General features: G+C 74.8%; 15 protein-coding genes. 8 read left to right on the forward strand and 7 right to left on the reverse strand.

What is annotated here, in order from left to right:
* From IEZ31_RS54540 to IEZ31_RS54565, 6 genes are all read left to right on the forward strand, one after another.
* Positions 1–196: hypothetical protein (locus IEZ31_RS54540; protein ID WP_444542483.1), on the forward strand; the 196-nt coding region annotated here is incomplete at its 5' end.
* A complete protein-coding gene (locus IEZ31_RS54545; protein ID WP_229837290.1) occupies positions 178–924 on the forward strand; it encodes a DUF1365 domain-containing protein in 747 nt (248 codons plus the stop codon). The genes IEZ31_RS54540 and IEZ31_RS54545, both read left to right, overlap by 19 nt.
* The gene (locus IEZ31_RS54550) at positions 921–2,207 is read left to right on the forward strand and encodes an SAM-dependent methyltransferase (protein WP_229837291.1); all 1,287 of its coding nucleotides are present in this window, start codon (positions 921–923) and stop codon (positions 2,205–2,207) included. Before IEZ31_RS54545 ends, IEZ31_RS54550 begins: the two co-directional genes overlap by 4 nt.
* Complete coding sequence (locus tag IEZ31_RS54555; RefSeq protein WP_190258074.1) at positions 2,204–3,481, forward strand: class I SAM-dependent methyltransferase; 1,278 nt, start codon at positions 2,204–2,206, stop codon at positions 3,479–3,481. The genes IEZ31_RS54550 and IEZ31_RS54555 overlap by 4 nt, the downstream gene beginning before the upstream one ends.
* Positions 3,478–3,831 (forward strand): hypothetical protein, encoded by a 354-nt coding sequence (locus tag IEZ31_RS54560; protein WP_190258075.1) that lies wholly within the window; start codon positions 3,478–3,480, stop codon positions 3,829–3,831. The genes IEZ31_RS54555 and IEZ31_RS54560 overlap by 4 nt, the downstream gene beginning before the upstream one ends.
* On the forward strand, positions 3,828–4,397 hold the full coding sequence (locus IEZ31_RS54565) for a hypothetical protein (protein WP_190258076.1): 570 nt from the start codon (positions 3,828–3,830) through the stop codon (positions 4,395–4,397). The genes IEZ31_RS54560 and IEZ31_RS54565 overlap by 4 nt, the downstream gene beginning before the upstream one ends.
* Before the next feature lie 374 nt (positions 4,398–4,771).
* On the opposite strand, the gene IEZ31_RS54570 is transcribed toward IEZ31_RS54565, so the two are convergent.
* A complete protein-coding gene (locus IEZ31_RS54570) occupies positions 4,772–5,965 on the reverse strand; it encodes an acyltransferase family protein (protein WP_190258077.1) in 1,194 nt (397 codons plus the stop codon).
* A 110-nt stretch (positions 5,966–6,075) separates the two neighbouring features.
* Here IEZ31_RS54570 and IEZ31_RS54575 point away from each other — a divergent pair, with 110 nt between their 5' ends.
* Entirely contained in the window at positions 6,076–6,729 is a 654-nt protein-coding gene (locus IEZ31_RS54575; RefSeq protein ID WP_190258078.1) for a TetR/AcrR family transcriptional regulator, read from the forward strand.
* 1 nt (position 6,730) lies between these two features.
* Here the strand turns inward: IEZ31_RS54575 and IEZ31_RS54580 are convergent, their stop codons facing one another.
* From IEZ31_RS54580 to IEZ31_RS54605, 6 genes are all read right to left on the reverse strand, one after another.
* Positions 6,731–6,907 (reverse strand): hypothetical protein, encoded by a 177-nt coding sequence (locus IEZ31_RS54580; RefSeq protein WP_190258079.1) that lies wholly within the window; start codon positions 6,905–6,907, stop codon positions 6,731–6,733.
* On the reverse strand, positions 6,907–8,307 hold the full coding sequence (locus IEZ31_RS54585) for an FAD-dependent oxidoreductase (protein WP_190258080.1): 1,401 nt from the start codon (positions 8,305–8,307) through the stop codon (positions 6,907–6,909). The genes IEZ31_RS54580 and IEZ31_RS54585 overlap by 1 nt, the downstream gene beginning before the upstream one ends.
* A gap of 83 nt (positions 8,308–8,390) precedes the next feature.
* Positions 8,391–8,891, reverse strand: a complete 501-nt coding sequence (locus IEZ31_RS54590; RefSeq protein ID WP_229837292.1) for a GNAT family N-acetyltransferase — start codon at positions 8,889–8,891, stop codon at positions 8,391–8,393.
* Entirely contained in the window at positions 8,888–9,220 is a 333-nt protein-coding gene (locus IEZ31_RS54595) for an ArsR/SmtB family transcription factor (RefSeq protein WP_190258081.1), read from the reverse strand. Before IEZ31_RS54595 ends, IEZ31_RS54590 begins: the two co-directional genes overlap by 4 nt.
* A gap of 9 nt (positions 9,221–9,229) precedes the next feature.
* Positions 9,230–10,504 (reverse strand): M28 family metallopeptidase, encoded by a 1,275-nt coding sequence (locus tag IEZ31_RS54600; RefSeq protein ID WP_229837294.1) that lies wholly within the window; start codon positions 10,502–10,504, stop codon positions 9,230–9,232.
* Positions 10,501–10,752: a hypothetical protein gene (locus IEZ31_RS54605; RefSeq protein WP_190258082.1), complete on the reverse strand. Its 252-nt coding sequence runs from the start codon at positions 10,750–10,752 to the stop codon at positions 10,501–10,503. The genes IEZ31_RS54600 and IEZ31_RS54605 overlap by 4 nt, the downstream gene beginning before the upstream one ends.
* A 142-nt stretch (positions 10,753–10,894) precedes the next feature.
* On the opposite strand from IEZ31_RS54605, the gene IEZ31_RS54610 reads away from it, so the two are divergent.
* Complete coding sequence (locus IEZ31_RS54610) at positions 10,895–11,275, forward strand: ArsR/SmtB family transcription factor (RefSeq protein ID WP_190258083.1); 381 nt, start codon at positions 10,895–10,897, stop codon at positions 11,273–11,275.
* Positions 11,276–11,722 lie beyond the last annotated feature (447 nt).

Here is an 11,722-nt window from a genome sequence, read left to right on the forward strand (position 1 = left end):
CCCCGAACTGGTCCTCGCCCGGATGGTCTACGAGCACCCGATCTACACCCGCGCCGCCGTCGATGCCCAGCACCGCCTGCCGGAGCTCAACCGCGGCGGCGTCGCCTTCGCCGGCGCCTACCACGGCTGGGGCTTCCACGAGGACGGCTGCCGCTCCGGGGCGGCAGCCGCCGCGCTGTGGGGCGCCGGCTGGTGAGCGGCGCCGCGCTGTACCAGTGCGAGGTCCGTCACCAACGCCGGGTGCCGGTCCGCTACGGCTTGCGCCACCGCACCTACTTGTGGCTGGTCGACCTCGACGAGCTGCCGGCCCTGCCGTGGTGGCTCCGCCGCCTGGCCGGCTTCCGCGCCGAGGACCACCTCGGCCCGCCCGGCGCGACCCTGCGGGCCGGCGTCGAGGAGTACCTGGCCGCGCACGGGATCGACCTGCGCGGCGGCCGGATCCGGATGCTCGCCCACGCACGCGTGCTCGGCCACGTCTTCAACCCGCTGACCTTGTACTGGTGCGGCTATCCGGGCGGCGCGCCGGCGTGCGTGGTCGCCGAGGTCCACAACACCTACGGCGGGCGGCACCGGTACCTCCTGCACCCCGACGCGCACGGCCGCGCCGAGGTGACCAAGACCTTCCCCGTCTCGCCGTTCTTCCCGGTCGACGGCTCCTACCGCATCCGGGTGCCGCCGCCCGGCGAGCGGCTCGCGGTCGGCGTCACGCTGCGCCGCAACGGCACCACAGAGTTCGTCGCCGGCCTCACCGGCCGCCGCCGGCCGGGCACCGCGGGCGCGCTGCTTCGCCTGGCCGCCCGCTACCCGCTGTCCACCCTTGCCGTGAGCGCCGGCATCCGTTTCCACGGCGTCCGGCTCTACCTGCGCGGCTTGCCGGTTCACCGGCCCGCCGCGCCCGCACTGACCGTCGAGGAGGAGCTGTGAGCACCCAGGAGTCCACTGCGCCCGCACCGGCCGCCACCGCCGCGTGGTGGCGGCCGCCGGAGACGATCCCGGCCGCCCCGCTGCTCGGCCGCCTGACCCGCCTCGCGGTCGCGCCGATGGCCCGGCGGCTCGGCATCCGGGTCGCGCTGCCCGACGGGCGGGTGCTCGGCCGCCCCGACCCGCGAGCGCCGCTGATGCGCCTGCACGACCCCGAGGCCCTCTACCGCCGCTTCGGGGCGCTCGGGCCGATCGGGTTCGGTGAGTCGTACCAGGCCGGTGAGTGGGACGCCGACGACCTGACGGCATTGCTGAGCACGGTGGCCGGGCACCTGCGGGCGATGGCGCCGCGGCCAGTGCTGTGGCTGACCCGACTGCAGGCCGACCGGCGCCGCCCGCCCGCGACCCGCAACACGGCCGGGGTGGCCGCGCGCAACGTCCGCCACCACTACGACCTGCCGTCCGAGCTGTTCGAGCTGTTCCTCGACGAGACCATGACGTACTCCGCGGCGATCTTTCCGACCGGCGCCGACGGCCGCCCGCTGGCCGACGAGGCCGGGCTCGCCGACGCCCAGCGCCGCAAGATCGACCGGCTGCTCGACCTGGCCCGGGTCGGGCCGGGCACCCAGTTGCTGGAGACCGGCACCGGCTGGGGCGCCCTCGCCGTCGCCGCCGCGCGGCGCGGCGCCGACGTCCACACCGTCACCCTGTCCGTCAACCAGTGCCGCGAGGCCCGTCGGCGGGCGGCCGAGGCGGGCGTCGCCGACCGCGTCCGGGTCGAGCTGTGCGACTACCGCGACATCCGGCCCCGCGGTGCCGGCGGCTACGACGCCGTCGTCAGCGCCGAGATGCTCGAGGGCGTCGGCCACGACTTCTGGCCCGACTACTTCGCCACGATCGACCTGCTGCTGGTCCCCGGCGGCCGGGCGGCGATCCAGACCATCACCATGCGCCACGACGACATGCTCGCGACCCGGTCGAAGGACACCTGGATCCATCGGTACATCTTCCCGGGCGGCCTTATCCCGTCGGTGCCCGCCGTCGAGGCGGCCTGCCGCCGGCACACCCGGCTGCGGGTCCACCGCGCCGGCTCCTACGGCCCGCACTACGCGGCCACCCTGCGGCTGTGGCGCGAGCGGTTCGACCGGCACGCCGCCGAGGTCGACGCGCTCGGCCTGGACCGAGTGTTCCGGCGCACCTGGCACCTGTACCTGGCGTACTCCGAAGCCGGCTTCGCCGCCGGGCACCTCGACGTCGAGCACCTGCTGCTGGACCGGGCGTCATGACCGCGACGACGACCCCCGGGCAGACGCGGCCCGGCGTGGCCGACCTTCTCCTGGCCCTGGCCCGCGCCGCGACCGGCCGGGACCCGGCCCTGCGCCTGCGGGCCTGGGACGGCAGCGAGGCCGGGCCGGTCGGCGCGCCCGCCCTGGTCCTGGCCGACCGCGCCGTCCTGCGGAGGCTGTTCTGGCGCCCCGGCGAGCTCGGCCTGGCCCGGGCCTACGCTACCGGAGAGCTCGACGTCGACGGCGACCTCGGCGAGGCGCTGCGGCTGGCCCGTGCCGAGGCCGCCGCGGTCCGCCGCGCGCCCTGGTCGGTCCGAGCGGCGCTCGGCGCCCGCAGCGCCGCGCTCGGGCTGCGGCTGGGCCTGCCGGGGAGCCCGCCGGCCCGGCCGCCGACGGAAGCGGCCCTGACCGGCGGACGGCACAGCCGCCAGCGCGACCAGGCCGCCGTCGCGTTCCACTACGACCTGTCCAACGAGTTCTACCAGCTCCTGCTGGATCCGTCGATGGCGTACTCGTGCGCCTACTGGCCCGACGACGGGCCCGCTGACCTCGCCGCGGCCCAGCACGCCAAACTCGAGCTGATCTGCGCCAAGCTGCGGCTGCGCCCCGGCGACCGGCTGCTCGACGTCGGCTGCGGCTGGGGTTCGCTGACCGCCCACGCCGCCCGCCACCACGGCGCCCGGGTCACCGCGGTCACCGTCTCGGCCCGCCAGCACGCCTTCGTGACCGGCCGGATCGCCGACGAGGGCCTCGGCGGCCGGGTCGAGGTACGGCGGCAGGACTACCGCGACCCGGTCGGCGGCGACTACGACGCCATCGCTGCGGTCGAGATGGGCGAGCACGTCGGCGAGGCCGGGTACCCGGCGTTCGCGGCCCGCCTGCGCGGCCTCGTCCGGCCGGGCGGGCGGGTGCTGGTCCAGCAGATGTCGCGCAGCCCTGGCCGGCCCGGCGGCGGCGCGTTCATCGAGGCATACATCGCTCCCGACATGCACATGCGCCCGCTCGGCGCGACCGTGTCGCTGCTGGAGGCGGTCGGGCTCGAGGTCCGCAGCGTCGAGGCGATGCGGGAGCATTACGGGCGCACCATCCGCCACTGGCTGGCCCGCCTCGAGGCGCAGTGGCCGGCGGCGGTCGGCCTCATCGGCCTTGAGCGGGCCCGGATCTGGCGGCTGTACCTCACCGGCGGCGCCCAGGCGTTCGAGGACGGACGGATGGGCGTCGACCAGATCCTCGCCGTGCGGCCGCTCACCGGCGCGGACGGCGGTGCGGCGTGAGCGAGCTGGAGTTCCCATCGTGGCCCGAGCACCCGGGCCTGGGAAGCTGGATCCCGACCGCGATGCTCGCCGACGTCGTCGCCCGGCTGCCGGGGTTGGCGGACGCGGACGGCTGGCTGCGGGCGGTCCCGGACCCGCAGGAGCCGTTTCCCGCGGTACACCTGCAGCTGGTGTGGCTCGCCGACGGGCACATCCACTTCGCGACCGTCTCGGGCTGCACGGTCGCCCTCGCGGCCCCGGGGCGGGCCGAGCCGCGGCTGGCCGCCTACCACTACGCCTCCCTCGAGCAGTTGGTCGCCGGGGCCGCCGACTGGGCGTCGGACGTCCGGCCGCCGGGGACGCCGGCGTGAGCGGGCTGTGGGAGCAGGCGCCTGCGATCATCGGGGTCGCCGCCGGGGCGCTGCTGTCGTTCGTGCTCTCCGCGGTCGCCGACCGCAGCCGCTGGCGCCGCGACGCGGCCATCCGCTGGGACCCGCAACGCATGACGGTCTACGCCGAGTACGCCACCGCGGTGCGCGATATGTACCAGGTGGTGCTGGCCGTCGCGGCGCGGCACGGCTACGGCGAGGGCCGGCCCCGGCCCGTCGCGGACCCCGACGCGGCGCTCGGGGACGCGGAGGCCGACCGCGCGGCGCGGTTCGAGGCGGTGCTGCTCGTCGGAGACCCGCGGACCGTCGCCGCCGCCCGCCGCTGGCACCAGGCCGTCTGGCACCTGGAGTGCTTCGCCCGCGGCCGGCTCACCGGCCCGGCCGAGTGGGCGGCGGCCCGGCGCGAGTTCGGGGTGGCCCGGGCGGAGTACTACCGGGCCGCCCGGCAGGACCTCGGCATCCCGGGCGGCCTGCCCCGCACCAGCACTCCGGCCTGGAAGGCGGCGCTCGCCCCGCCGCCCGAGACGCCGCTGACCCCGCCAGAGTGAGCGCGGCGGGCCAGGCCGCGGTTCCCGGCTCCCGACCTGGGACCGGTCCGGCGACCCGTACGCCTTGACCGTCTGGGTCTACGACACCGCCATGATCGCCTCCATGGCCGGCGACCCCGGCCGTGGCGAAACAGGCGTGCGAGCGGTGGGTCGAAGGCGGCCTCGACCGCCTCCGCGCCCTGACCGACGAGTGCTGATTCTGCTGATGCGGGCACGTCTGCTGCAGGCTCGCGGCGAACCGGCGACTGCGGTTCGGGCCGCGGCCGAAACGGCCCGGGCCCGCTCGGCCCAGCGCGGGGCGGCCGCCGTCCATGGCCGCCCCTGGGATCAGGCACTACCGCACGGGTCTGGGCTGGTCGCCGCCCCGGGGCTGGTCACAGGATGGCGCGGAGTCCGGGCAGGCGGCGGATGACCACGGCCGCGGCGATGCTGAGGACCGTGCCGGTGAGGGCGACCGCGGCGAAGGTGCCCAGCGTGGGCAGGCCGGTGTGGGCGAACGTGAACTGCAGGGCGACCACGATCGGCAGGTGGATGATGTAGATGGTGTAGGAGCTGGCCGCCATGGCGCGGGTGAGCCGGTTGCTGCCGGCGAACACGTCGCGGAAGAGGGTGAGCAGCCCGACGCAGAGGCCGACCGACAGAAACGTCTCTACCAGGGTCCAGCAGGCGGATGCCCACGATGCGCCGCCGGGTGCGAAGAACCGGGTGTCGGTGCCGCTCAGGAACAGCGCGACGGTGAGTGTGCTGCCGATGGCCAGCCATGTGTAGCCAGTGGAGCGGGGCAGTCGGGTCAGCCAGTCGTGCCGGTAGGCGAGGATGCCGGCGGTGAAGAAGACGGTGTACTGAGCCAGGCGGGCCGGTTCGGCCTGGATGAACTCGAACAGCGGCACCCAGGTGTCGAGCGGGTAGCGGATGCGGACCAGGAACACGACCGCCGACAGCGCCAGGGTGAAGATCACGAGGGTGCGGTTGCCGGGCACCCGGGTCAGCCACGTCGGGCTGGGTAGCGGCCGTACCCGGCGCGCCAGCCCGCCCAGCCGGCGCAGGAGCACGTACAGGGCGCTGAAGGCGAGCAGGTTCTGGATGAACCACAGGTGCCCGAACTGCAGGTCGGGCCAGATCGGACCGGTCCAGTCCGCCGGCTGTTCGCCGAGGCCCAGGAAGACGTCGATGTAGTAGCGGCCGAAGGAGATCGGCGGGTAGCCACGGTACTGGACGTAGTAGACGTACAGCAGCGCCGGGATGATCGTGGCGGAGCCGACCAGGAACGGGATGCCGAGCCGTTTGAGCCGGCCGCGCAGGAACGCCCAGCTGCCCTTGTGGTCGACGGCGCGCGGCACGAAGAACGCGGCGACGAGGAACAGCAGGCTCATCCGGAACGCCCCGCCGACCGCGGACAGGGTCGCCAGCACGTCGGCGCGCTGGTCGCCGTGAAAGTACCACCAGTCAGCCGGGCCGTAGGCCTGTGCGGCGTGGTGGATCACCACCATCAGGATCATCGCCACCCGCAGGTTGTCCAGGTAGTGCAGATGCTGAGTGCGGGGCGGCCGCTCGACAATGCTGTTCATGTGTTCAAGATACTGAACAGATGTTCAGTACCGGATCGGTGCAACCACGGAGTTCAGGTCTCCGGGATGCCCCTGAGCGGCTGGCCGCCGCGGTGGCATACCGTGCTGGCATGCAAGCGTCGCCGTCGGACCTGACCGGGCGGGCGCGACTGCGCCAAGCGGCGCTGCGCCTGTTCGCTGAGCGCGGTTTCGCAGCCACCTCGGCCCGGGCGGTCGCCGCCGAGGCCGGATTGTCGCCGGCCCTGGTGATCCACCACTTCGGGTCCAAGGAGGGCCTGCGCACCGCCGTCGACGAGGAGGTGCTGGCCCGGCTCGGCGCCGCGCTGCGGGAGCTGGACCCCGGCGGCGGGGATCTCATGGCGTCGCTGGGTGAGGTGTCCGCGCGGATGTTCGGCGCCGATCCGCTGCTGCGCGGCTACCTGCGCCGCGTGCTGCAGGAGGACAGCGCGGCCAGCGCGGCACTGTTCGGGCGCCTGCTGGAGGGCGCGCGTACCGAGCTGGAGCGGCTGGCCGCGACCGAAGGCGGCCACGTCGACGGCGATCTGGAGTGGGCGCCGTTGCAGATGCTGTGCCTGATCCTCGGCCCGCTGTTGCTGGAACCGGTGATGCAACCCAACCTGAACCGGCCGATGTTCGACCCCGACGTGCTGGCCCACCGCAGCGCCGCCAACCAACGACTGCTGCGGCGCGGCCTGTTCGGCGCGGACCCCGCGGCAGGGTCGTCAACCGCAAGGAACACCGGCACCGGCAAACAGCGAGGGTGAGCTACCACGTCCAGCGCAGGCTTGGACGCCGCGTCTCACACGCACGACGAGACCGGAGCACGACGGCGAAGGCGTAGTACAGGGTGCCGTAGCCGACGGTCTGGGTGACGGCGAACGTGGCGACGATCCGCCGGCCGCGGCCCGCAGAGGCCGCGGCCGTTGGCGTGTCCGGCGTCATCAGCCGCAACAGTCGCCGCCGGTGCCGGTGACGGGGAGCAGGGTCAGCGGCGCGGACGGCAGCCCGCCGCTGATCCCGGTGGCCAGGCCCCGCCCGGGCGCGGCGACGGCGACCGGGGCCGGGCCGCAGCAGCCGCCGCCGGTGGCGGCGATCGTGGTGTCGCCGACGATCGGGTTGCTGTTGCACACGCCGGTCTCCGGGAGGTCGAGCTGCACGTCGCGGGCCGCGTCCCAGTCCCCGGCGAGGGCGGCCACGACGGAGCGCGCCTGCTCGTACCCGGTGGCGAGCAGGAACGTCGGCGCGCGGCCGTACGACTTGACGCCCACGGCGTAGAAACCCGGCTCCGGGTGCGACAGCTCGTCGACGCCGTGCGGCGGCACGGTGCCGCAGGAGTGCTCGTTGGGGTCGATGAGCGGGGCGAGGGCGCGGGTCGAGCCGAGGATCGGGTCGAGGTCGAGGCGTAGTTCGGCGACGAGCGAGTGGTCGGGCCGGAACCCGGTGGCGGACACGATCCGGTCGGCGGTGAGCTCCCGGGTCCCGTCAGCGGCCGTCACCCGGCCGTCGCCGCTGGCTGCGAGGCTCTGGACGGAGAATCCGGTGACGAGCTCGATGACGCCGGCCTCGACGTGCTCGCGCAGGCGGGTGCCGAGCGCGCCGCGCGCGGGCAGCGCGTCGGCGGTCTCGCCGCCGTAGGTCCGGGCGGCGTTGCCGGCGCGGATCGCCCACACCACGCTCGTGCCGGGGACCTGCTCGGCGAGCTCGGCGAGCGACAGGAGCGTGTTCGCGGCCGAGTGCCCGGCGCCGATGACCAAGGTTCGCCGGCCGGCGAACCGGTCCCGGTCGGCGCCGAGCACGTCGGGTAGCGCGTGCTCGACGAAGCCGGCGGCGGCGCGCTCGCCGCGGGCGGGGATGCCCGATGCGCCGAGGACGTTGGGCGTGGTCCACGTGCCGGAGGCGTCGATGACGGCCTTGGCGATCACGTCGGTACCGTCGGCGAGCCGCACCAGGAACGGCGCGTCCTCCCGGCCGGCGGTGCGCAGCCGGTCGACGCCGAGCCGGGTGACCGCCTCGACCCGGGCGCCGTAGCGGACGTGCGGCTTGAGGGCCGGCAGGTCGGCGAGGGGCTGCAGGTAGTCGGCGGCGAGCTGCGCGCCGGTCGGCAGCACTTCGAGGTCGGGCTCCGCCCATCCGGCGTCGGCGAGGAGACGGCGGGCGGCGGTGTCGATGTTGTACCGCCAGGGCGAGAACAGCCGGACGTGCCCCCACTGGCGCACGGCGGCGGCCGGGCCGTCGCCGGCCTCGAGGACGGTGAACGGCAGGCCGCGCCCGGCGAGGTGCGCCGCGGCGGCCAGCCCGACGGGGCCGGCCCCGATGACGACGACGGGAAGCGCAGTGCTCATAGCTGAAGAAGTCCTTTCAGTGTCTTGATGAATGTCGAATCAGGTGCGCAGACTGCGGCCGGCGGCGCGCATCCGGTGCGGGATCAGACTTTGGTACTGCGGCGTTCGATGAAGACGACGTCGCGCCAGCGCCCGCCCTGGGCGGCGTGCCGGCCGACCCGTTGGCGGATGCCGAGGACCCGGAACCCCGCGGCGTGGTGCAGTGCGAGGCTGGCGGTGTTCTCCGGGAACACCCCCGATTGGATGGTCCAGATGCCGGCGGCCTCGGTGGAGGCGATGAGCGCGTCGAGCAGTGCCCGCCCGACGCCCCGGCCCTGCGCGGCGCGGTCGACGTAGACGGAGTGCTCGACGACCCCGGCATACACGGCCCGGGCGGACACCGGCGACACCGCGACCCACCCCAGCACCGTTGCGGCCTCGTCGACGGCGACGAACCGATGCCCCGGCAGCTTCGACGCGTCAAACGCCGCCCAGTCCGGAGCTGTGTCCTCGAAGCTGGCGTTGCCGCCGTCCATCCCCGCTTGGTAGATGGCCAGCACGGCGTCGGCGTCACCCGCGGTCATCGGCCGGATCGTGACGCTCATGCGCAGCCTCCGATCGGCGCCGGGGCCGGGCGGCCCATGACGACGTCGGCGGCCGACGGGAAGCAGGCGATGCACGCCTCGTTGATCCGGTAGTGCCGGGCCGTGCCCACGGGCTCGACGAGGACGAACCGGGTCTCGGTGAGGATCTTCAGGTGCTGCGACACCGTCGACTGCGCCAGCCCCACCGCCGCGACGAGTTCGCCGACGCTCATCGGCCGGCCCTGCCGCGCCAGGTACTCCACGAGCTGCACCCGCGACGGGTCGGCCAGAGCCCGGAACCACGACGCGTACGTCTCCGCGGCCGCCCGGTCGAGCAGCTCGGTCACCATCCACCAACTTCATCGTCTATCGCCGATCTGCGATGAAACGGTACCCGGGTCGGCGCCGATCAGCAACGCCGTCGCCACCACGAGGCGGGCCACCGCGGTCAGCGTGGCGCGCTGGACGCGGTCCGGGGTGTCGGCCGGGCTGTGGTAGCCGGCCATCCCCGCGCCGATCCCGACGGCGGCGAGGCCCGCGGCGGCGTACCGGCGGTTGTCCGAGGCGACCGGCCCGGCGACGAGCGGCAGGCCGGTGTGCCGGCCGGCCTGGTCGAGCGCGGCGAGCAGCCCGTGCGCGGGCCCACCCGCCTCGACTGCCGCCGCCTCGTGCAGGTGCCCCGCGCCGTCGACGTTGAGCACGGCCGGAGTCGCGCCCGTCGCGCGGAGCCGGGCGGCGTGGTGGGCGGACCCGAGCGCGCCGGCCTCCTCGCCGTCCAGCAGCGCTACCGCAAGTCCTGCCGTCGGCGGCAGGACGCCGGCGAGGATCGTCGCGGCTTCGAGGACGACGGAGACTCCGCTGCCGTTGTCCGCCGCCGCGGGCTGCCGCAGTCCGGGATGGTCGCCGACGCCGTCGTAGTGCGCGGTGAGCAGGATGTCGGCGCCGCCAGCGGCCGTCCGCCAGCGGCCGTGGACGTTCGCGGCCGGCAGGTCGAGCCGCCGGATCGGGGTGTTCGCGGCGAAGGTGCCGGTGCCCGCTTGCGCGGCGTGGAGCACGGCTGCGTGGGTGGTGGCGTCGAGGGTGAGGATCGGCTGCGGTCCCGGGTTTGGTCCGGCGAGCATGGTGTACTGCCAGCCGTCCGCGTCGACACCACGGCCGAGTAGCAGGCCGAGCGCGCCGTGTGCGTGGCCGTAGGCGTCGAACAGCGTCATGCCGGCCGGCACGGCCAGCCACCGCCCGACCGGGTCGCCGACGCCGGCGACGGCGAGCGGGCCGCGGCGGATCAGCGGTTCGTCGACGGAGGCCAGGTGCACGGCCACCTGACGGCCGAACGCCAGATGCCGCTCGGCGTCACCGTCCGTCCAGTGCACGGTCGGTGCGCTGTAGACCTCCGGGACGTGCGGCGCCGCGAACGGCTCCAGCGTCACGGCCGCACCCGCATCGGCGAGCCGCCGGGCGAGCCAGGCGCGGGCGGCGGCCCCGCCCGCGCTGCCGACCCGCCGCCCCGCGAACGCCTCGCCGGCCAGGGCGGTGACCGTCGCGGCCATCCGCTCGCCGGAAACCCGGCTGAGCACGGCCCGGAGCCGGTCCGCGACGAGCGCCGCCGGAGCGGGGGAGTGGGCCGGGGTGCTCATCCGCAGCAGCCCTGGCCTGCGGCAACCGCGTCCGTCCTCGCCGCGGTAGCGCAGCAGGAACGCTCCGCGGTCGCCTCGGCGGGGGTGCCGCAGCACGGCGCCCCGTCCGAGGCCGAGTCCGGCAGGGCGAGGGCGGTGGGCGGGTTGCCGCAACAGCCGCCCGTCCCGGCGACTGCGAGCGCGGCGGCGGGATCACCGGCGAACCCGCCGGCCTCGGTCGCCTGCGTGGTGGTGTCGGCGCTGTTCATGATCGTGGTCCTTCCTGGGGAGGCGGAACAGAAGGCAGCGAGCCGGAACCGAGGCCTGCGGTCGGCGCGGGCCGGCGAGGCTGTCTCGACGTTGGTCTAAACAACGGTTGCACGCTGATTCGAGATCTGTCAACCTAGAGGCATGTCGAAACACCCGGCGGTGCTCACCCTCACGGACCTCAACGCGGCCGAGCCCTGCTGCAGCCCGCTCGCGGAGCAGCGGATCCCGGCCGGGACGGCCGCGGTGCTGGCCCCGGCGTTCAAGGCCCTGGGTGACCCCGTCCGGTTGCAGCTCATGTCGATGATCGCCTCGGCCGAGGGTGGCGAGATCTGCGTGTGTGACCTGACGCCGGCGTTCGAACTGTCCGGCCCGACCATCTCGCACCACCTGCGCACCCTGCGCGAGGCGGGCCTGGTCGATGCCGACCGGCGGGGGACCTGGGTGTACTACCGCGCTCGTGCCGGCGTGCTGCGGCAGCTGGCGGCGCTGCTGACCGTGGAGGAGCCGGCGGCGAGGTCGTAACATCGGCGGGTATGAGCCCGTCCGCGCCGGACCGGATCGAGGCCTACCTCGACGCCGTGACGCGTGCCCTGCCCGCCGGGCGGCGCGCCCGGTCGGCGATTCGTGCGGAGCTCGCCGACGGCCTCGCGTGCGCGGTCGACGTCCGGCTCGCCCGCGGTGCGGCACCGCCGGACGCGGTGGACGGTGCCCTCGCGGAGTTCGGCCCGTCGGCCGTCGTCGCCCGCGCGTTCGCGCGGGAGCTGCTCGTCGAGTCGGCCCACCGCACCGGTCTGGGCCTGCTCTGCGGCGGCCCGCGGTCGGCGAGTACTGTTAGCGGGCCGCCGCGACCCTCTGGTGTCCGGCGTGCTGCAGTGCGATCCGCTGGAAGACCTCGGCCTGTGTTGGGTAGCAGTGAACCGTGTTGGCCAGCGCGGCCAAGGGCATCTGGTTCGTGATTGTCAGCGTAAG

This window comes from Dactylosporangium sucinum (genome assembly GCF_014647515.1).
GTDB classification, from domain to species: Bacteria; Actinomycetota; Actinomycetes; order Mycobacteriales; family Micromonosporaceae; genus Dactylosporangium; species Dactylosporangium sucinum.